The 19579-nt window shown below is 68.4% G+C and carries 17 protein-coding genes; 10 read left to right on the forward strand and 7 right to left on the reverse strand.

Going from position 1 to position 19579, the window contains the following annotated elements; translation table 11 throughout:
- Both FNZ56_RS12135 and tsaB read left to right on the forward strand, forming a co-directional pair.
- Complete coding sequence (locus FNZ56_RS12135; protein ID WP_143880085.1) at positions 1-1986, forward strand: ATP-dependent DNA helicase; 1986 nt, start codon at positions 1-3, stop codon at positions 1984-1986.
- Positions 1983-2705: a tRNA (adenosine(37)-N6)-threonylcarbamoyltransferase complex dimerization subunit type 1 TsaB gene (gene tsaB, locus FNZ56_RS12140; RefSeq protein WP_143880086.1), complete on the forward strand. Its 723-nt coding sequence runs from the start codon at positions 1983-1985 to the stop codon at positions 2703-2705. Before FNZ56_RS12135 ends, tsaB begins: the two co-directional genes overlap by 4 nt.
- Before the next feature lie 6 nt (positions 2706-2711).
- On the opposite strand, the gene FNZ56_RS12145 is transcribed toward tsaB, so the two are convergent.
- The 4 genes from FNZ56_RS12145 to FNZ56_RS12160 form a co-directional block, all read right to left on the reverse strand.
- Complete coding sequence (locus FNZ56_RS12145; protein ID WP_143880087.1) at positions 2712-3257, reverse strand: hypothetical protein; 546 nt, start codon at positions 3255-3257, stop codon at positions 2712-2714.
- A 113-nt stretch (positions 3258-3370) separates the two neighbouring features.
- Positions 3371-3886: a hypothetical protein gene (locus FNZ56_RS12150; RefSeq protein ID WP_143880088.1), complete on the reverse strand. Its 516-nt coding sequence runs from the start codon at positions 3884-3886 to the stop codon at positions 3371-3373.
- Between the two features lie 151 nt (positions 3887-4037).
- Positions 4038-4574, reverse strand: a complete 537-nt coding sequence (locus FNZ56_RS12155) for a hypothetical protein (RefSeq protein WP_143880089.1) — start codon at positions 4572-4574, stop codon at positions 4038-4040.
- A 218-nt stretch (positions 4575-4792) separates the two neighbouring features.
- The gene (locus tag FNZ56_RS12160; protein WP_221933304.1) at positions 4793-5344 is read right to left on the reverse strand and encodes a hypothetical protein; all 552 of its coding nucleotides are present in this window, start codon (positions 5342-5344) and stop codon (positions 4793-4795) included.
- Between the two features lie 274 nt (positions 5345-5618).
- Here FNZ56_RS12160 and FNZ56_RS12165 point away from each other — a divergent pair, with 274 nt between their 5' ends.
- Positions 5619-5828 carry a hypothetical protein gene (locus tag FNZ56_RS12165; protein ID WP_143880091.1) on the forward strand — a complete coding sequence of 70 codons (210 nt, stop codon included), beginning with the start codon at positions 5619-5621 and terminating at the stop codon, positions 5826-5828.
- 6 nt (positions 5829-5834) lie between these two features.
- Here FNZ56_RS12165 and FNZ56_RS12170 read toward each other — a convergent pair whose 3' ends face one another.
- The 3 genes from FNZ56_RS12170 to gshB are packed head-to-tail and all read right to left on the reverse strand — an operon-like array spanning position 5835 to position 8240.
- The gene (locus FNZ56_RS12170) at positions 5835-6398 is read right to left on the reverse strand and encodes a hypothetical protein (RefSeq protein ID WP_143880092.1); all 564 of its coding nucleotides are present in this window, start codon (positions 6396-6398) and stop codon (positions 5835-5837) included.
- Between the two features lies 1 nt (position 6399).
- Positions 6400-7293, reverse strand: coding sequence for a TonB family protein (locus tag FNZ56_RS12175; protein WP_246064609.1), 894 nt, complete (start codon positions 7291-7293; stop codon positions 6400-6402).
- A complete protein-coding gene (gshB, locus tag FNZ56_RS12180; RefSeq protein WP_143880093.1) occupies positions 7290-8240 on the reverse strand; it encodes a glutathione synthase in 951 nt (316 codons plus the stop codon). The genes FNZ56_RS12175 and gshB overlap by 4 nt, the downstream gene beginning before the upstream one ends.
- Before the next feature lie 180 nt (positions 8241-8420).
- On the opposite strand from gshB, the gene pilG reads away from it, so the two are divergent.
- The 7 genes from pilG (at position 8421) to FNZ56_RS12215 (ending at position 19559) form a co-directional block, all read left to right on the forward strand.
- Positions 8421-8822 carry a twitching motility response regulator PilG gene (gene pilG / locus FNZ56_RS12185; RefSeq protein ID WP_143880094.1) on the forward strand — a complete coding sequence of 134 codons (402 nt, stop codon included), beginning with the start codon at positions 8421-8423 and terminating at the stop codon, positions 8820-8822.
- A gap of 20 nt (positions 8823-8842) precedes the next feature.
- Complete coding sequence (locus FNZ56_RS12190) at positions 8843-9208, forward strand: response regulator (protein ID WP_143880095.1); 366 nt, start codon at positions 8843-8845, stop codon at positions 9206-9208.
- A 4-nt stretch (positions 9209-9212) separates the two neighbouring features.
- Positions 9213-9836 (forward strand): chemotaxis protein CheW, encoded by a 624-nt coding sequence (locus tag FNZ56_RS12195; protein WP_143880096.1) that lies wholly within the window; start codon positions 9213-9215, stop codon positions 9834-9836.
- A gap of 46 nt (positions 9837-9882) precedes the next feature.
- Positions 9883-11904, forward strand: a complete 2022-nt coding sequence (locus FNZ56_RS12200; RefSeq protein ID WP_143880097.1) for a methyl-accepting chemotaxis protein — start codon at positions 9883-9885, stop codon at positions 11902-11904.
- A 79-nt stretch (positions 11905-11983) separates the two neighbouring features.
- Complete coding sequence (locus FNZ56_RS12205; RefSeq protein WP_143880098.1) at positions 11984-17920, forward strand: Hpt domain-containing protein; 5937 nt, start codon at positions 11984-11986, stop codon at positions 17918-17920.
- A complete protein-coding gene (locus FNZ56_RS12210; protein WP_143880099.1) occupies positions 17917-19092 on the forward strand; it encodes a chemotaxis protein CheB in 1176 nt (391 codons plus the stop codon). Before FNZ56_RS12205 ends, FNZ56_RS12210 begins: the two co-directional genes overlap by 4 nt.
- Entirely contained in the window at positions 19089-19559 is a 471-nt protein-coding gene (locus FNZ56_RS12215) for a chemotaxis protein CheW (RefSeq protein ID WP_143880100.1), read from the forward strand. Before FNZ56_RS12210 ends, FNZ56_RS12215 begins: the two co-directional genes overlap by 4 nt.
- Positions 19560-19579 lie beyond the last annotated feature (20 nt).

Genomic DNA, 19579 nt, shown 5'->3' on the forward strand with positions numbered 1-19579 from the left:
ATGCACGAAGCGGCAGGCGCGCCGGGCGGACTGGCGGGACAATCGGTCGAAGCGCTTTCGGAAGGCGGTGCGCTGGCGCGCGCGCTGCCGCAATTTCGCCCGCGCGAGGCGCAACTCGATTTGACCGAAGCGGTCGCCGATGCGTTCGAACGACGCGAGGTATTGCTGGCCGAAGCCGGCACCGGCACGGGCAAGACCTATGCGTATCTCGTGCCCGCGCTGTTGTCGGGAATGAAGACGATTCTCTCGACGGGAACGCGCGCGCTGCAGGACCAGCTCTACCACCGCGACCTGCCGCGGGTGCGCGACGCGCTCGGCGTGGGTTTGAAAAGCGCGCTGCTGAAGGGACGCGCGAATTACCTCTGCCGCTATCGCACCGAACAGGCGAAGGGCGATCCACGCATCGTGCCGGGTGCGCAGACCGCTCTGTTCCAGCGCATCGTGGCCTGGGGCGGGCGCACGCGCATGGGCGACCTCGCCGAACTCGAGGCGCTGCCCGACGATTCGCCGCTGCTGCCGCTGGTGACGAGTACCGCCGACAACTGCCTTGGCACCGAATGCCCGTTCTGGAACGACTGCTTCGTGGTGCAAGCGCGGCAACGCGCGCAGGCAGCGGACATCGTCGTCGTGAACCACCACCTGCTGCTCGCCGACCTCGCGCTGAAGCAGGAAGGTTTCGGCGAAATCCTGCCCGGTGCGCAGGCCTTCGTCGTCGACGAGGCGCACCAGCTGCCGGAACTCGCCGCGCAGTTCTTCGGCGAAGGCATCGGCGCGCGGCCATTGGTCGAACTCGCGCGCGACGCGCTGGCCGAATGCAAGGGCGTGTCCGGCGCGCTCGCGGCGCTGCAAACGCCGGCGCGCGACCTCGAACAGGCGGTGCGCGTGCTGCGTGCGGCGCTGGAACCCTTGCCGCCGCGTGCGACGCAGGCGCGGGCGCTGGCCGATCCGGATGCCAGCGATGCCTTCGAAACGCTGTCGTCGTCGCTGCAGGCCTTGCAGCTCGCGCTCGCAGCATGGCGCGACTCCGCGCCGGGCCTCGATGCCTGCCACGCGCGCGCGGTGGAATTCTCGGCGCGGCTCGGACGCTGGCGGATCGAACGCGACTTCGACAACGATGCGTTCGACGACGAACTGCCGGCGGACGACGACGTGCGCTGGTACGAAGCCACGCCACGCGGCTTCCGCCTGCAGCGCACGCCGCTGGATGTCTCCGGCCCGTTGCGTTCGCACCGCGAACGTTCACACGCGGCCTGGGTGTTCACTTCGGCCACGCTGGCGGTGGATGGCGGTTTCGACCACGTCGCGACGCGACTCGGCCTCGACGATCCGCGCACGCTGCTGTTGCAAAGCCCGTTCGACTGGAAGTCGCAGGCGTTGTGCTATCTGCCGCCGAACCTGCCGCAGCCGGCCGCGCGCGAATTCACCGGCGCGATGCTCGCCGCGGTGCGCCCGGTGCTGGAAGCCTCGAACGGCCGCGCGTTCCTGCTGTTCGCTTCGCATCGCGCGCTGCGCGAAGCGGCGGAAGCGCTGCGCGACGGGCCGTGGCCGCTGTTCGTTCAGGGCGAGGCCCCGCGCCACGTGTTGCTGCAGCGATTCCGCGAATCCGGAAACGGCGTGCTGCTCGGCGCCGCGAGTTTCCGCGAGGGCGTGGACGTGGTCGGCGCCGCGCTGACCGTGGTGGTGATCGACAAGCTGCCGTTCGCCGCACCGGACGATCCGGTGTTCGAAGCGCGGCTGGAAGCGATCCGCCGCTCTGGTGGCAATCCGTTCTTCGACGAACAGTTGCCGCAGGCGGTGATCGCGCTCAAGCAGGGCGCCGGGCGCCTGATCCGCAGCGAAACCGACCATGGCGTGCTGGTGCTGTGCGATCCGCGCCTGACCGGCAAGGGCTACGGCCGCGTATTCCTCGATTCGCTGCCGCCGCTGCCGATCACGCGTACGCTTGCCGAAGTGGAATCCTTCCTCGCTGCGACGACGACCGCATGAAACTGCTCGCCATCGAAACCGCCACCGAAGCCTGTTCCGTCGCGCTGTGGATCGACGGCGAGGTGCGCGAAAGCTTCGGCATCGCGCCGCGCCAGCACGCGGAACTCGCGCTGCCGTGGGCGGAACGATTGCTCGCCGATGCCGGCGTGGCGAAATCGCAACTCGACGCCATCGCCGTCGGCCGCGGGCCGGGCGCGTTCACCGGCGTGCGCCTCGCGGTGGCGCTGGCGCAGGGCATCGCGCTCGCGCTGGACAGGCCGGTGGTGCCGGTGTCCACGCTCGCTGCTCTTGCATTTCCCCCTCTCCCGGCCTTCGGCCACCCTCTCCCACAAGGGGAGAGGGAACAGCGTGTCCTCGCATCCATCGACGCGCGCATGGGCGAAATCTACGTCGCCGCGTTCCGCCGCGATGGCGATTTGCTCGTCGCGACCAGCGATGAAATCGTGATCGCGCCCGCGCACTACGAATTGCCGCAAGGCGACGGCTGGATCGGCGTCGGCACCGGTTTCTCCGCCGCGGACGGCACGCTGCAATCGCGCTTCGTGGATCGATTCGTTCGCATCGATGCAACCGCGCTGCCGCATGCCGCCGATGTCGCGCGGATCGGCGCATCGGCATTCAAGATCGGCGGCGGGCTCGCGCCGGAACGCGTCGAACCCGCCTACTTGCGCAACAACGTGGCGCTCACCCTGGCCGAGCAGCGCGACAGGAATCGCTGAGCCCGCTCAGCTGCCGATTTCGATCTGGAACTTGCTGTTGGTGAGGGTGATGGACGTCTGTGGCGGAAGAGTGCAGGTGACCGACACTGCCCATCCGTCGCGAATGGTTTCGTAGAAAGGGGTACCTTGGGTCGCGAAATCGTAGTCGGTCCAGCCCATTGCCGAGGCGTTGCCGCCGGCGGTCGAGCTTACGGTCTTGGTGGAATAAACGAGCGGGCTCAGCCCCTCCGTTCCAGTGACGGCGGTGCAACTGATGTCGCGCGACACGCCATCGATGGAATGGAAGTAAATGTATGCATTCATCGCCGTCCCATCGTCCGTAGGCGTGCCGAAACCGCAGATCACGAATGCACCCTTGGTCAGGCTTTCATTGCGGTAGCCAGTGGCCTTGGGTCGCACCTGGGTATCGGTGGTGGGGATGCTCAACTGACAGGCGGCTGCAGGATTCAAGTTGATGTAGGTGTAGCGCAGAGCGGCTTGTGCCTCCGCGGACATGGCGAAGCCACAGGTCAGGATGGTCGACGGCAAAAGAAAGCGGGTGGCGATGGACATGGTGGGTTCCCGGGACGATTGCGAAGCAGCAACCGCCCTTGTGATGCGTAACCGGGGGCCGGAACCGGACATGCTCGCCCTGGCCAACCACGCGGCCAGGGCGACAAGCCTCGTCACTGGTTGTAGGCGTCGATCACCTGCGTGATCGCGGTTTGCGGCGGGAGGATGCAAGTCACCGACGGCGAGGGCGTGAAGGGGATATCGCCACTCGTGGATCCGAAGTCGCCGGGGTTCCAGGTGACGGTGATGCCGTTCGTTCCGGACACGACAGCGGTCTTCGTGACATATTTCTGCGTGTTGTTCGTCCCGTTCACGGCGCTCACGGCGGTGCAATCAACGCTGTGGGATGCGCCATCCATGGAAAGCAGGGTCAGGTTGATCTGGGTGATGCTGCTGGAACTGGTCGGCTTGCCATAGCCGCAGATCACGAAGGCGCCGTTGCTGTCGCTTTCGTTGCGGTAGCCGGAGGCCTTCGGGCGCACTTTCGTATCGGTGGTAGGGATACTGAGCTGGCAGGCAACGGCCGGATTCACGTACTCATAGACCGTGGCGGCCCCGGCCGGGGCGGACAGGGCAAGGCCGCAGGCGAGGATGGCCGGCGGCAAAAGAATGCGGGTGGCGATGGACATGGCGGGTTCCCGGGGACGATTGCGGAAGTGCAACCGCCCTGCTTATGCGTAATCAGGGACCCGAACCGGACATCCAGTGGATGCCCGGCTGCCTTGTCGCGCGAAGCCGTCGCCGTGCCCACCCAAGCCGGATGGGCAGGGCGGGTTTGCGTCAGGGCGTGTTGATGAAATCCACGTCCGCGTAGCTGACGGTGCTGATGATCGCGACTTGCGGCGGCAAGGTGCAGGTCACCGAGGGGAACGTCGCGCCGAAGTTGGATTCGATACCGAAGTCCGCGGGTGCCCAGCTGGTCGAGACGGCCATTCCGTCGGCGGTGGTGGTGATGGACTTGGTCGCATACGCCTGCGGCGTGCCGGTTCCCGCGTTGCCCACCACGCCGGTGCAGTTGAAGGTGTGCGCGGCGCCATCCATCGATGCGGTGCGGAGGATGAAGGTCTTGACGGCGCCCGCGGTCGGGTTGGTGTAGCCGCAGATCGCGAACGCGGAATCGGTCGCGCTTTCGTTGCGGAAACCGGTGGCCTTGGGCCGTACCTGGGTGCTGGTCGTGGGAATGCTCAATTGGCATGCGCTTGCCGCGTTCTGGCCGGTGTAGGCATTGCCCTGGAAGGCGGCGGCGGCGGGGGCGGACGCGAGCGCGCCGAATCCGAGCACGGCGAGCGCGAGCAGGAGTTGCTGGTGGCGATACATGGCGGTACCTCGGGCGGGGGGATTCCCGGCGCGACGATACGGCGGTTGCGCCATGTTGGAGGCCACGAAGTTGTAAACGAATGCGACCGTGGCGCGATCGTTCGTCTTCAGGAAAGCGGTAAATGCCGGCGCCACGGGCTGCGGCCAGTGGCCGTTCGTGATGCGAACCGGCTCACCCCCGCGACATGGCGCGAGCAGGGCAGGCGCCAACCATCCGGTCACATGCCATAGTCGAGATCGTACATATCGGCCACATAGATGATGGCCGTTCTTGGCGGGAGCAAACACGTTACCGACGGTTCGTATCCACCCGGGATGTAAATATCAGCGCTCCCCCAATCTGCCGGGAACCAATTGAAGAATGTCAGCGGGCTATAGGAATTGGTTGTCACGGATAGAGTGGAATACATGAGTGGATGCACTGGATGTCCGGGGTACAGCCCGGTCACCCCCGTGCAATTCACAGTTGCTGGAATTCCATCAATGGATGTAACACCGAGAATCAGGTAACGGATATTCGCGTCGTTCCCATCCCTGGTCGGTTTTCCATAACCGCAGATCACGAACATGCCTTGGGTCGCGCTCTCGTTGCGGAAACCGGTGGCCCGGGGCTTTGCAGACGCACCGCCCGCTGGCTCGCTCACTTGGCAAGCCGCGGCCGGGTTCAAGTAATTGGCTTCCTGTCGAAGTTCGGCTTTGGCGTACCCGCCGAAGACCGACACACAAACCATGGTGGCCAGCAGCGACAGCACGGGGAATGCCTTTGTCATGGATGCCACCTTTTGCTCGGTTTTGAAGTGCCGTTTATCTACCCAACGTCGCTGAATGCCGCCCACGGACATGGGCGCAAGATCAGACTTTTCCTACCCCATGCTCAGGCATTGCCCGAGGGCGGATCGGCGCGGCGCCGGGCACGCTGGTTCCAGCTCCGGCGGCGCGGTTTGCACAGGCATGGATGGCTGCCCTGCAACGGATACGACCGCGACGGATTGGGCCCCGTCTTGCCGGGCCGGAGCGCTTCCTTCCCTCGCATGCGGGTGGCCCATGGAACGCAAGATGTTCGAACTCATTCCCACCCGTCGTGGCTGGTGTCTCGATGGCGGCGACCGCCGCGGGCACTGGTTCGCGGACCGCGACCTCGCGATTGCGGCCGCCGAACGCAGCGCGGAAATGCGCCATCGGCTGAGCCAACGGCCAACCGGGGTGCGGGTGCAGGTCGAGGACGAATGGGTGTTGCTGGCGCGTTACGGTTGAACCGGCTCAGCGCAATTGCAGGAACAGCACGCCCACGTAGGCGACGAAACAGGCCAGCGCCAACAGGGCGTTCCAGAACTGGAATCGCGGGCTGCGGATGCATGCCGCGACGACGCAAAAGCCGGCGAAGAACAGGCGGAACGCCGCATCGGTGTCGTGCGGCAGGTAGCCGTCGCGGAGTCCTTCCTCAAGCAGGCTGACGACGGGCACCGAGCCCAGCAAGCCGAAGAACCACGGCCGGTTCCCGTCGAAGTTCGCGGCGAGGTCGGCCTGGTCTTCGTCGCCAAGGTCCGGAAGCACGAGGTAGCTCGCGAGGAATACGCCGATCGGCATCGCGAGATAGAGCAGGAATGCGAAGAACGAGAATGCCGCGCTGTCGCGGCGTTCGAATGCGACCCACCAGATCTGCATGTTCGCCAGGAACAGCATCGCCATCCAGCAGAAGGTCGTGGCGTGCGGGCGCACGCGGTGGCGCAACTGGATCAGCCGGGCCGCGCCGGACAGCAGGTTGGCGATGGCCAGGCCGATGATGATCGAGGTCAGGACCGAGAGGTATTCGAACTTGCTCATGTCAGCGGTCGATCAACTCGCCGCCGGGCATGAACTGCCAGGTGCGGACCACGTTGAGGATGTCGGGATCCTCCTCGGTTTTCGGCAGCGGTGGATAGGGTTCGGCGATGCGCGCGATGCGCAGCGCTGCCGCATCGAGGATCGGGATGTTGCTGGACTGGACGATGTCGGCGCGCTCGACGCTGCCGTCGCGGCGGATGCCGACGTTGATCACGACCACGCCGCCGATGTGCCGGCGCCGCGCTTCTTCCGGGTAGTTCAGGTTGCCGACGCGTTCGACCCGGTCGACCCATTCGCGCAGGTAGGCGGCCCAGGCGTATTCGCGCGTGCTGGCGGAGACGAACTTGCGCTTCGGGCGCTTGGCGTAGCGCTGCGAACGCAGGTGGATTTCGGCCGCAAGCCGGGCCATGGCGATGTCGTGCTCGATCTTCTGCTCGCCCTGCGGCAATTGCGAAGGGTCGGATTCGGGCCTGGCCTGCGCTTGCGGCAACGGCTCTTCCGCGCGTTGGCTGGCGACGACGCGCGCTTCCGGCGGTGGTTGCGCGTCGGGCGATTGCGCGCGCAGCGGTTGCGCGGCGATGCCGGGCTCGGGTTGCGGCAACAATCCGGCCTGGGGTTCGCGCGGACGGGTGCTCCTGTCCTGGTCGCCGCCGCCCTGGTTGTTGGCCTGGGCAAGGAAATCCGCCTGCTGCGGGGTCAGCGGGGTCTGGGTCTGGGTCAGCATCACCTCCAGCGTCGGCAGCACCGGCGCGGCGTCTTCCAGCGCGAAGCCGAGGCCGAGGATCAGCATGCCGTGCACCAGCAGCGACAGCACGAAGGTCGCGCCGAGGCGTTCGCGCTCGCCGATCCGCGGCGCCGGCGGCGGCAGCCACTGTTCGGGGATGGCCGCGTTCACGTTCCGGGCGTGGCTTCGAGCGCGTCGAACAGCCGGCCTGCGATGTTGAGGCCGAATTGCGCGTCGAGTTCGCGGATGCAGGTGGGGCTGGTGACGTTCACTTCGGTCAGCCAGTCGCCGATCACGTCGAGCCCGACGAAACGCATGCCGCGGCGTTTCATCTCCGGCCCGACCTGGGCGGCGATCCAGCGATCACGTTCTGACAGCGGGCGGCCTTCGCCGCGACCGCCGGCGGCGAGGTTGCCGCGGAATTCGTCGCCCTGCGGGATGCGCGCGAGGCAGTAGTCCACCGGTTCGCCATCGACCAGCAGGATGCGCTTGTCGCCATCCCTGATCTCGGGCAGGTAGCGCTGGGCCATGGCCAGGTGCGTGCCACCGCCGGTCAGGGTCTCGAGGATCACATTCAGGTTCGGCTCGCCGGCGCTCGCGCGGAAGATCGAACGCCCGCCCATGCCATCCAGCGGCTTCAGTACGGCCTCGCCATGCGCATTCACGAAAGCCTTGAGCGCGGTCGCGTCGCGGCTGACCAGGGTCGGCGGGCAGCATTGCGGGAACAGCAGCGCCGCCAGTTTCTCGTTCAGGTCGCGCAGGCCCTGCGGCTCATTGACGATCCGGGCGCCCTGGCGCTGCGCCAGGCCGAGGATCTGGGTGTCGTGCAGGTAGTCGGCGTCGACCGGCGGATCCTTGCGCATCAGCACCAGGTCGCCGGCGGCGAACGGCCGCACCGCGGCCGGGCCGATGCTGAACCAGTCGGTTTTCGAATCCCGCACCTCCAGCGGCGCGGTCGTGGCCCGCGCCGTGCCGTCGGCCACCGCCAGCGAGCCCGGCAGCGCGTAGTGCAGGCGATGCCCGCGTCGCTGCGCCTCCAGCAGCATGGCGAAGGTCGAATCCTTGGCCGGTTTGATGGACGCGATCGGGTCCATCACCACGACGACATCGAGCGGCATGCGGGCGCTTCGCGGGGCGATGCGCCAATGGTAGCAGGCGGAAAATTGCGGCCCGGTTCGCGGTTTTCACCGTGCGCCGGCATTCCGCGACGCGCGTGCTTGACACCCCGTGTCCGGCTTGGGATATAAGGCAGCTGCGCAGCTGCAGAGACATGCAGCACGACGAACAGGGGAGTTGGCATGGTCCACGACGTAAACGGACCCGGTGGCCTCGAAGGCCTGCGGGTCATGGTCATCGATGATTCGAAGACCATCCGGCGCACGGCGGAAACGCTGCTCCGGCGCGAGGGCGCGGACGTCATTACCGCCACCGACGGGTTCGAGGCGCTGGCCAAGATCGCCGACCAGCGCCCGCAGATCATCTTCGTCGACATCATGATGCCGCGCCTGGACGGCTACCAGACCTGCGCGCTGATCAAGAACAACCAGCTGTTCAAGAACACGCCCGTGATCATGCTGTCGTCCAAGGACGGCCTGTTCGACAAGGCACGGGGCCGCATCGTCGGTTCCGAGCAATACGTCACCAAACCTTTCACGCGCGAGGAGCTCCTCGACGCGATCCGCACGCACGTCCACGCCTGACCGGGGGGTAAGGCAATCCAATGGCACGCATTCTCCTGATCGAGGACTCGCCGACCGACGTCGCGGTGCTCAGCCAGCTGCTGCAGCGCAACGGCCACCAGGTGCTGACTTCGGGCAGCGCCGAGGACGGCATCGAAGTCTGCAAGCGCGAGCTGCCCGACCTGGTGCTGATGGACGTGGTCCTGCCCGGCATGAACGGCTTCCAGGCCACCCGCGCGTTGTCGCGTGACAAGGTCACCAGCGCGATTCCGGTGCTGATCGTCAGCACCAAGGGGATGGAAACCGACAAAGCCTGGGGCATGCGCCAGGGCGCGCGCGATTACATCGTCAAGCCGCCCAACGAGGACGAATTGATCGGACGCATCAACGAAGTGCTGGCGGCCTGAGCCGATGTCGAAGCACAGGCACGGCAAGGGCAATCGCGGACCGTTCCCGGCATCCGCGGCGGCGCAGGCGGAGCCTGTCGTCGCCGATGCGCCGCGCGCGGTCGATCCGTTCTCGATCCTGCAGGACTACGAGAGCCGCAGCCTTGCGCACGTGGTCGGCCTGCCCGAGCAGCTCGATGCGCCGGGTTTGTGGCGTGGCGTCGGTTACCGCGTCGGCCAGCGCCGGCTCGCCTCCGGCTTCGACGAGGTGGTGGAAATCCTCGGCATGCCGCCGGTGACGCCGGTCCCGGGCGCGCAGCCGTGGATGCTCGGCGTCGCCAACATCCGCGGCAACCTGCTGCCGATCGTCGACCTCAAGCAATTCCTCGAGGGCGAACGCACCGTGCTGCACGAAGGCCAGCGCGTGCTGGTCGTGCGCCAGCCCGGCGGCAACGTCGCGGTGACGATCGACGAACTGTTCGGGCAACGCAGCTTCGTCGAGGAACAGAAGATCGAGGCCGCGCCGCTCGCGGACGGCCGCTACGCGAATTTCGTCGAGCGGGCGTACCGCCTCGGCGACCACGAGTGGGGGGTGTTCAGCCTGGACCGGCTGGCGCGCACGCCCGAGTTCAGACAGGCCGCGGCCTAGGCGCAAGCCGAACCCGCGCAACGCACAGGAAGGTCGAGGTCACACCATGAGCACTCCAATGGACAACATCGCCGGCAAGGGCCGCAACCTCAGCACCAACTTCTGGTTGGGCCTGCTGGTCGCTTCGCTGGTCGTGTTCGGCGCCAACACCGGCTATTCGATCTACAAGGCTTCGCGACTCAGCGGCGCCAGCGGCGCGGCCTCGGACCTGCAGGTGAACTCGCAGCGACTCGCCAACCAGGGCCGCGAGGCGGTGGGCGGCAACGCCGATTCGTTCGCGGCGTTCCAGACGACCAAGGCCCAGATCGACAGCGACATCAAGCTGCTCAACGATCGCTTCGGCAGCGCCGCCGGCGTGTCCGGCCCGATCAAGACCGTGACCGCGACCTGGGCGCCGCTGGCGAAGAACGCCGAGCAGGTGACCGCCAGCCAGCAGGCGGTGCTGGGCCTGGCCGGCAACGCCGACCGCTTCACCCAGCAGGTGCCGCAGTTGCAGGCGCAGATGGACGAGGTGGTGCGCGCGATGTCGGCCTCGGGTTCGCCGTCCTCGCAGATCTACATCGCCCTGCGCGAAGTGGTGCTGGCCGCGACCATGGCTCGCCGCGTCGCCGAAATCCGCGCCGGCGGCCCCGGCGCCTCGCTTGCCGGCGATGCGCTCGGACGCGACTCCGGCGTGTTCGCGCAGGTGCTGGCCGGCCTGCGCCAGGGCGACGCCACGCTCAACGTGCAGAAGCTCGGCAACGGCAGCGCGATCGCCGCGCTCAACCAGGCCACGGCCACCTGGACCGACATGAAGAAGGACCTGGACGCGCTGCTGGGCACCTCGTCCAACCTGTTCCGCGCGCAGGCCGCGGCGGGCTCGCTCGCGACCGGCTCCGACAAGCTGTTGTCCGACAGCGAGAAGCTGTTCGCCGCGTTCACCGCGTTCGGTTCGCTCAAGGACACCAGCATCATCGGCGGCGTGTGGGTCAGCATCATTTCCGGCTTGCTGGCGCTTGCGTCGATCTTCGGTTTGGCGTTCGCCCTGAACCGCGCGCAACGAAGCCGCTACCAGACCACCCTCGAACTGAACAACCGCAACCAGGAGGCGATCATGCGCCTGCTGGACGAAATGGGTTCGCTCGCGGAAGGCGACCTGACCGTGAAGGCGACCGTGACCGAGGACATGACCGGCGCGATCGCGGACTCGATCAACTTCGCGGTCGAACAGCTGCGTAGCCTCGTGGGCACGATCAACGACACCTCGGTGCAGGTGGCGTCGAGCGCTCAGGAAACGCAGGCCACCGCCATGCACCTGGCCGAGGCCGCGGAACACCAGGCGACCGAGATCAACTCCGCTTCGAACCGCATCAACGAAATCGCGCAAAGCATCAACCAGGTGTCGAAGAACTCCGCGGAGTCCGCGGAAGTGGCGCAGCGCTCGGTGCAGATCGCGACCAACGGCGCCGACGTGGTGCGGCAGACGATCGCCGGCATGGACTCGATCCGCGACCAGATCCAGGAAACCTCGAAGCGCATCAAGCGACTGGGCGAAAGCTCGCAGGAAATCGGCTCGATCGTGGAACTGATCAACGACATCTCCGAGCAGACCAACATCCTCGCGCTGAACGCGGCCATCCAGGCGGCATCGGCCGGCGAGGCGGGCCGCGGGTTCGCGGTGGTGGCCGACGAAGTGCAGCGACTCGCCGAACGCGCGTCGAACGCGACCAAGCGAATCGAAACGCTGGTGCAGACGATTCAGTCCGACACCAACGAAGCAGTGTCGTCCATGGAACAAACGACTTCGGAAGTGGTCGCGGGCGCGCGCCTCGCCGAGGACGCCGGTACCGCGCTGGGCGAGATCGAAAAGGTGTCGTCGGACCTGTCCACCCTTATCCAGGGCATTTCCAGCGCGGCGCAGCAGCAGTCCGCGGCGGCGACCAACATCACCGCGACGATGAACACCATCCAGTCGATCACCGCGCAGACCTCGCAGGGCGCGAACCAGACCGCGGCGTCGATCGGAAACCTGGCGCAGCTCGCGGCCGACCTGCGTCGTTCGGTCGCCGACTTCAAGCTGCCGGCCTGATCGCGGGAGCACGCACGGGCATGGACAAGCACGGCGCCTGCCGATCCGCCGCGGAACGTTCGCCGACCGGAGCCGGCCGATGACGACTGCGCTTCGCGACGCGATCGATTTCACCGCGCTCGGCTGGATCAAGCCGGAGCTCGACGAGACCCTGCGCCAGGCGCGGCTGGAGATCGAGGCCTACGCCGAGGATCCGGGCGACGCCGGGCGCATGCGCGCCTGCGCCACGCTCCTGCACCAGGTGCAGGGCAGCCTGCGCATGCTCGAGCTGTACGCGCCGGCGATGGTCGGCGAGGAAATGGAAACGCTGGCGACCACGCTCGCCGATGGCAACGCGCGCAACCGCGACGAAGCCAGCGCTGCGCTGATGCGTGGCGTGGTGCTGCTGCCCGATTACCTCGAACGCCTGCAGGGCGGGCACCGCGACATCCCGATCGTGTTGCTGCCGCTGCTCAACGAACTGCGCGCTGCGCGCGGTGCCCCTGGCCTCAACGAAAGCGTGCTGTTCGCGCCCGACCTGCATCGTCCGCTGCCGGCCGCGGCCAGCAACGTCGCCACCGACGACGCCGCGCAAGCGCAGCTCGCGAAATTCTCCGATGCATTGGCGCAGTGGCCGGAAACCGGCGCCCCAGCCGATGTGAACGTGCTCGCCAACGCGGCCGAGGGCCTCATCGGCCATGCGCGCGACGAAGCGACGCAACGCATGCTGTGGGTCGCCGCGTCGATGGCGCATGCGATGCAGGCCGGGGCGGTGTTGCCCGGAGCGGGCCTGCGCCAGGCGTTCGGCGGGGTCGAACGCGAGGCGCGGCACCAGTTCGACGGCAACGACCTGCGGCTCGGTCGCGCCGACGCGGTGCTCGAACCCACGCGCCAACTGCTGTACCACGCGGCCCAGGCCGGCGAGCATCCCGCGCTACAGGAACTGCGCCGGACCTTCGACCTCGACGCGCCCGCGCCGACCGCCGAGGAACTCGAACATGCGCGTGGCAGCGTCAGCGGACGCAACCGCGCATTGCTGGATACGGTCGCCGCCGCGCTGAAGGAAGACCTGCTGCGGGTCAAGGACGCGCTCGACCTGCACCTGCGCACCGGCGACCGCGATGTCGCCGGACTGCAACCGCAGGTGGAATCCCTCGGGCGTATTTCCGACACGCTCGGCATGCTCGGCCTCGGCAACGCGCGCCACCTCGTCGCCGAGCAGGAAAGCGCGCTGCACGCCATCGTCGGCGGCGAACGCCCGGCCGAGGAAGGCGCGCTGCTCGACATCGCCGGCGCGCTGCTGTTCGTCGACGCCTCGCTCGACGACCAGGTCGCGCGGCTCGGCACCGAAGCCGGCGCCGAGGACGTCATCGCCGGTGAATCGCGCAAGGTGCTCGAAGTCCTCGTGCGCGAAGCCGTCGCCAACTTCGCCGACGCGCGCCAGGCCTTCGTCGCCTTCGTCGAAACCAACTGGGACCACGCGCAGCTGTCCGAAGTGCCGCGCCTGCTGCAGGAAGTCGAGGGCGCGCTGCGAATCCTCGAGCTGCCGCTGCCCGCCGATTACCTGGTCGGCATCCGCCGCTTCACCCAGTCGGAACTGATCGCGCGCCATCGCGTGCCGAACGGCCGGCAACTCGACACGCTCGCCGATGCGCTCGCCAGCCTCGAGTACTACCTCGAAGCGCTGCGCGAACAGCGTCCGCACCGCGACGACATCCTCGAGATCGCGCACGGCAGCCTCGAATCGCTCGGCTACTGGCCGCTGCCGCCGGAAGCGCCGGCGCCGGTCGAGGCGATGCACGAGGCCCCCGACGCCGGGATCGCGGAAGTCGAAACGCAGTTGCAATCGTCCGCGCCCGCCGCAGCCGCGACCGAGGTGCCGGTCGAACCGGCAGCGCCGGCCGCGACGCGCCCCGCGCCGAGCGCCGCCGCCGCGGCCGTGGGTGGTTTCGACACCACCAGCGACGAGATCGACGACGAAATCCGCGAAGTCTTCCTCGAGGAATTCGAGGAGGAAATCCGCAACCTCGACGGCATGCTGCCGCCGTGGCGCGCGGCTCCGGACGACCTCGAGAAGCTGCGCCCGATCCGCCGCGTGTTCCACACGCTGAAGGGCAGCGGCCGCCTCGTCGGCGCCAAGGCGCTGGGCGAATTCAGCTGGAAGGTCGAGGGCATGCTCAACCGCGTGCTCGATGCTTCGCGCCCCGCCAGCCCGGCGGTGGTGGCGATGGTCGACCAGGCGTTCTACACGCTGCCGCAACTGCATGCGGCGTTGCGCGGCGAAGGCGGCATCAGCGCCGACCTCGCCGGCATGGAAGCGGTGGCCGATCGCATCGCCGCGGGCGAGGACGTGTTCTACAGCGCGCAGCAGGCGGCGACGCCGGTCGAAGCGCCGGTGGAACAGGCGCCGGCCGCGATCGAAGCCGTGGCCGAAGTCGCCGCGCCGGTCGCCGAGGAGGGCGTGCCGGCGAACGTCGATCCGGTGCTGCTCGAAATCCTCGACGCCGAAGTCCTCGGACACCTCGCCACTGTCGAGAACTGGTTGCAGGACGCGGGCGATGCCGCACCGGCCAGCGATGCGCTGTTGCGCGCCGTGCACACCATGAACGGCGCGTTCGCGATGACCGAAGTGCCGGCGATCACCGAAGCTGTCACGCCCGCCGAGGCCTATCTCAAGCGCGCGCTCGCCGCCAAGGCGGTCATCGGCGGCGAAGGCATCGCCGCGCTCGCCGCGCTCGCCACCGCGGTGCAGGGCACGGTCGCCGGGCTCAAGCAGCCGGAGCCGCGCGTTTCCAGGCAGGGCGAACTCGCCGCGCGCTTCACCGCGTTGCGCGATGCGCTGCCGGAACCGCCGCCGCCGGGCGAACACGAGCACGAGTTGCCGTCGGGGGCGATGACGCTCGAACCCATCGATTCCTATCCACAGGCCGAATCCGACCGCATCGCCGCGGAACAGGCCGAAGCCGAAGCCGCACACCTTGAAGTCGAACGCATCGCTGCCGAGAAGGCGGAAGCCGAACGCGTCGAAGCCGAGCGCCTCGCCGCGGAACAATCGGAAGTCGAGCGCCTCGCCGCGGAACAATCGGAAGTCGAGCGCCTCGAAGCCGCGCGCATCGCTGCCGAGAAGGCCGAAGCCGAGCGCCTGGAAACCGAACGCGCCGCTGCGGAGCAGGCCGAAGCCGAACGGCTCGAAGCCGAGCGCACCGCTGCCGAAAAGGCCGAAGCAGAGCGCGTGGAAGCCGAGCGCATCGCCGCCGAAAAAGCCGAAGCCGAACGCCTCGCCGCGGAGAAGGCGGAAGCGGACCGCGTCGCCGCCGAGGAAGCCGAATACGCGCGCATCGAGGCCGAATACGCGGCGCAGGCCGCGGCCGAGAAGGCGGAAGCCGAACGCGTCGAAGCCGAGCGCATCGCTGCCGAGAAGGCGGAAGCGGAGCGTATTGCCGCGGAACAGGCCGAGGCCGAACGCCTGGCGGCGGAGAAAGCGGAAGCCGAGCGCGTCGCCGCGGAACGGGCGGAAGCCGAACGCATCACGGCCGAACGTGTCGAAGCCGAGCGCATCGCCGCCGAACGCCGCGCCGAGGAAGAACGCGCCGCCGCCGAGCGCCGCGAGGCCGAGCGTGCGGCGATCGCGAAGGCGCGCGAACTGGAAGCGCTCGCCACCCTGCAGGCGACCACGGCCAGCGGCGAGGATCCGGACGAAGCGCTGGACCTCACCGACCTCGACCCCGAGCTCGTCGACATCTTCACCGAGGAATCGGGCGACCTGCTCGACCATTCCGACGGCCTGCTGGCGCAACTGCGCGAGAACCCGCACGAGCGGGAATTGCTGGTCGGCCTGCAGCGCGACCTGCACACGCTCAAGGGCGGCGCGCGCATGGCCGGCGTCATGGCCGTGGGCGAGCTTGGCCACGCGATGGAAAGCCTGCTCGAGGCGGCCGTCGAGCACCGCGCAGAACTCGGCGGCGACGGCGTGCCGCTGCTCGAACGCGGCTTCGACCGACTGCACGCCATGGTCACGCGCGTCAACGCGCGCCGGGCCATCGGCATGCCGGAAGGCCTGATCGCCGAATTCAACGCGCGCGCGCGCGGCGAGGACGTCGCCGCGGCCATCGCCGGTGCGTCGGTGCAGGAACGCAAGGTGGTCGAACTCAAGCCGCTGTCGGCGCCGATGGCCGCCGCCGCGGAATTCGAGGACGACGATGCCGCGGTGCGCGCGCCCCAGGAACAGGTGCGCATCCGCGCCGACCTGCTCGATCGCCTGGTGAACTACGCGGGCGAAGTCGCGATCTACCGCGCGCGCCTCGAACAGCAGCTCGGCGCGTTCCGTTCGGCCATGGTCGAAATGGAACAGACCAACACCCGCCTGCGCGACCAGCTGCGCCGCCTCGACAGCGAAACCGAGGCGCAGATCATCGCGCGCTACCAGCGCGAGCACGAGAACGAGGACCAGAGCTTCGATCCGCTCGAACTCGACCGCTTCTCGACCCTGCAGCAGCTCTCGCGAGCGCTGGCCGAATCGGCCGCGGACATGTCCAGCCTGCAGGGCACGCTCGACGACCTGACCCGCCAGTACGAAACCCTGCTGCTGCAGCAGTCGCGCGTGAGCTCGGAGCTGCAGGAAGGCCTCATGCGCACGCGCATGCTGCCGTTCGATTCGCTGGTACCGCGCCTGCGCCGCGTGGTGCGCCAGGCCGCCGCGGAAACCGGCAAGCAGGTGCAGCTCAGGCTCGACGGCGCGCAGGGCGAACTCGACCGCAGCGTGCTCGAGCACATGACCGCGCCGCTGGAGCACATGCTGCGCAACGCGGTCGCGCACGGCATCGAATCCCCGGCCGCGCGCAAGTCCGCGCGCAAGCCGGAGGAAGGCGCGATCGCCATCGCGATGCGCCGCGAGGGTTCGGAAGTCGTGCTCGAGATCCGCGACGACGGCGCCGGACTCAATCGCGACGCGATCCGCAGCCGCGCGGTCGAACGCGGCCTGATCCGCGACGACGCGGTGCTGGCCGAATCCGACCTCGATGCGCTGATCATGGAGCCCGGCTTCTCGACCGCGGAAACGGTCAGCCGGCTCGCCGGCCGCGGCGTCGGCATGGACGTGGTCGCGAGCGAAGTGCGCCAGCTCGGCGGTTCGCTCGACATCCGCTCGAAGTCGGGCGAGGGCACCGCCTTCACCTTGCGCCTGCCGCAGACGCTGGCGGTCACGCAGGCGGTGTTCGTGCGCATCGGCGACACCACCTACGCGGTGCCGATCGCCTCGGTGCGCGGCGTGGGCCGAATTTCACGCGACGAACTCGGCGCCTCCGACGCCAGCTATCGTTACGGTGGCGAGGAATACCCGGTGCACGACCTCGGCTCCCTGCTCGGCCACGCGCCGGCCAAGGCCGAAGGCCAGTTGCAGATGCCGCTGCTGCTGGTCCGCGCCGGCGACCTGCGCGCCGCGGTGCTGGTCGACCAGGTGGTTGGCAACCGCGAAATCGTGGTCAAGCCGGTGGGGCCGCAGGTGGCGTCGCTGCCGGGCATCTTTGGCGCGACCATCATGGGCGACGGCCGCGTGGTCGTGATCCTCGACGTCGCGCCGCTGGTGCGCCGCCAGGCGGTGCTGCCGCGCGAAACCGAGCCGCGCGCGGAAATCGCGCAACGCCGGGTGCCGCTGGTCATGGTGGTCGACGATTCGGTCACCATGCGCAAGGTCACCGGCCGCGTGCTCGAACGCCACAACATCGAGGTCGGGACGGCGAAGGACGGCATCGACGCGCTCGAGCGCATGGCCGAGCGCGTCCCCGACCTGATGCTGCTCGACATCGAGATGCCGCGCATGGACGGCTACGAGTTGGCGACCGCGATGCGCGCCGACCCGCGCCTGCGCGACGTGCCGATCATCATGATCACCTCGCGCACCGGCGAGAAGCACCGCCAGCGCGCGCTGGAAATCGGCGTGCAGCGCTACCTCGGCAAGCCGTACCAGGAACCCGAGCTGATGCGCAACGTGTTCGAGCTTCTGGCCGAGCAGATGGCCGAATGGGGTAGCCCGCAGTGAGCCAGGCGCGCCGCGTCGTATTGCTGGCGCGCCCCGGTCCCGCACGCGAGCGACTGGCCGAAGCCGCGCGCGAGGCGGGGGCGGACCTCGCGTTGGTCGCCGATCCGGTCGATGCCGACCCGGGCGCGGTGCGCGATGCGCGGCCGGAGGCCTTGCTGGTGGCACTCGAGCCCGCGGTCGAATCCGCGATCGAGCGCTTCGAGGAGATCTACACCGACCCCGACGTGATCGTGCTGTTCGAGGAGGCCGACCTCATCGTGCAACGCGAGGGTTGGGACGCGGCGCGCTGGTTGCGCCACGTGGCCGCGAAACTGCGCATGCGCGACACCGTGCTCCCCGACGGCGCCGGGGAAGCTTCGGAAGAAGACGTGCCCGAAGTCGCGGTCGAGCGCCCCTCGCTGTACCAGCGTCCGGAATGGAACGGCGACATCGGCGGGATCGCCGACGAAGTCGAGTCCGTGTTCGCGGATGTCCCCTCGGACGCGATGCTCGATCCGAATGCGCGGCGCGTAGTGCCGGATCCGGCCGCCGCCGCGGTGCCGCCGCTGATGGATCCGCTGCGTTCCGAACTCGACGCGATCCACATGCGTGCCGCGAAGCTGGAGCTGGAAAACGCCCCGCGCCAGGAAGTCGTCGCGTCGCGCGGCACGGTGGTGGTGCTCGCCGGGCTCGGCGGCCCCGATGCCGTGCGCCAGTTGCTGGGCGCGTTGCCGCCGGATTTCGCGCCGGTGGTCTTCATCTACCAGCAACTCGATGGCGCCAGGCACGACAAACTGCTGCGGCAAATGCAGCGTGCGACGACGTTGCCGCTGGTACTGGCCGAAGCGGGCGCCGCGACCAATGCCGGCCATGTCTACCTGGTGCCGGGCGGGATCGGGCTCGCTGCCGGCGGCGACGGCCTGCGCTTCGCCGATGGCGCGCATGCGTTTTCGCAACTCACCGCGGGCGACAGCGCCATCGTCGCGCTCAGCGGCACCGATCCCGCGCTGGTCGACGCGATCATGGCCCAGTCCTGGGCCGGCGCGCTAGTGCTGGCGCAACTTCCCAGCGGTTGCTACGAGCCCGCGGCGGTGCAGGCGCTGATCGCGCGCGGCGTCGCCGCCGATACCCCGCAACACCTCGCCAGCCAGATCGCCAAGCGCTGGCCGGAACGCACAGGATCCGAACCATGAGCACGACCCAGGACGACATCCGCGGAGTCCTCATCCACGTCGAAGGCGAAAGCCTGCTGCTGCCGAACGCGGCCGTGGCCGAGGTGCTGTCGTTCTCCACGCCCGATGCGGTGGAAGGCGCGCCTGACTGGCTGCTCGGCAGCATCCGCTGGCGCGGCTGGCAGATGCCGCTGGTGGCGTTCTCGCGCATGGCCGGCATCGCCGAGGAACAGGGTGGACTCGGCAGCAAGGTAGTGGTGTTGAAGGCGCTCGGCGGGAATCCGAAAGCGCCGTATTTCGCGGTGCTGACCCAGGGCTTCCCGCGCCTGGTCACCGTGCCACGCGACGAACTGCTGCAGCAGGACGATGGCGAACCGCTGCCCGACGGCGTGCTCGCGCGGGTCATGCTACGCGAGGACAGCGCGCTGGTGCCCGACCTTGCGCGGATCGAAGCGCGTATCCAGGAAGGTTTGCAGCAAGCCGCCTGATTGCGCTGTCGAAGGCGCCT

Source organism: Lysobacter lycopersici (genome assembly GCF_007556775.1).
Lineage (GTDB): Bacteria > Pseudomonadota > Gammaproteobacteria > Xanthomonadales > Xanthomonadaceae > Pseudoluteimonas > Pseudoluteimonas lycopersici.

What these genes read in the sequence shown, in the direction of transcription:
- FNZ56_RS12135 (WP_143880085.1), top strand. Translation starts at nt 1, where the DNA reads ATGCACGAAGCGGCAGGCGCGCCGGGCGGACTGGCGGGACAATCGGTC.
- tsaB (WP_143880086.1), top strand. Translation starts at nt 1,983, where the DNA reads ATGAAACTGCTCGCCATCGAAACCGCCACCGAAGCCTGTTCCGTCGCG.
- FNZ56_RS12145 (WP_143880087.1), bottom strand. Translation starts at nt 3,257, where the DNA reads ATGTCCATCGCCACCCGCTTTCTTTTGCCGTCGACCATCCTGACCTGT.
- FNZ56_RS12150 (WP_143880088.1), bottom strand. Translation starts at nt 3,886, where the DNA reads ATGTCCATCGCCACCCGCATTCTTTTGCCGCCGGCCATCCTCGCCTGC.
- FNZ56_RS12155 (WP_143880089.1), bottom strand. Translation starts at nt 4,574, where the DNA reads ATGTATCGCCACCAGCAACTCCTGCTCGCGCTCGCCGTGCTCGGATTC.
- FNZ56_RS12160 (WP_221933304.1), bottom strand. Translation starts at nt 5,344, where the DNA reads ATGACAAAGGCATTCCCCGTGCTGTCGCTGCTGGCCACCATGGTTTGT.
- FNZ56_RS12165 (WP_143880091.1), top strand. Translation starts at nt 5,619, where the DNA reads ATGGAACGCAAGATGTTCGAACTCATTCCCACCCGTCGTGGCTGGTGT.
- FNZ56_RS12170 (WP_143880092.1), bottom strand. Translation starts at nt 6,398, where the DNA reads ATGAGCAAGTTCGAATACCTCTCGGTCCTGACCTCGATCATCATCGGC.
- gshB (WP_143880093.1), bottom strand. Translation starts at nt 8,240, where the DNA reads ATGCCGCTCGATGTCGTCGTGGTGATGGACCCGATCGCGTCCATCAAA.
- pilG (WP_143880094.1), top strand. Translation starts at nt 8,421, where the DNA reads ATGGTCCACGACGTAAACGGACCCGGTGGCCTCGAAGGCCTGCGGGTC.
- FNZ56_RS12190 (WP_143880095.1), top strand. Translation starts at nt 8,843, where the DNA reads ATGGCACGCATTCTCCTGATCGAGGACTCGCCGACCGACGTCGCGGTG.
- FNZ56_RS12195 (WP_143880096.1), top strand. Translation starts at nt 9,213, where the DNA reads ATGTCGAAGCACAGGCACGGCAAGGGCAATCGCGGACCGTTCCCGGCA.
- FNZ56_RS12200 (WP_143880097.1), top strand. Translation starts at nt 9,883, where the DNA reads ATGAGCACTCCAATGGACAACATCGCCGGCAAGGGCCGCAACCTCAGC.
- FNZ56_RS12205 (WP_143880098.1), top strand. Translation starts at nt 11,984, where the DNA reads ATGACGACTGCGCTTCGCGACGCGATCGATTTCACCGCGCTCGGCTGG.
- FNZ56_RS12215 (WP_143880100.1), top strand. Translation starts at nt 19,089, where the DNA reads ATGAGCACGACCCAGGACGACATCCGCGGAGTCCTCATCCACGTCGAA.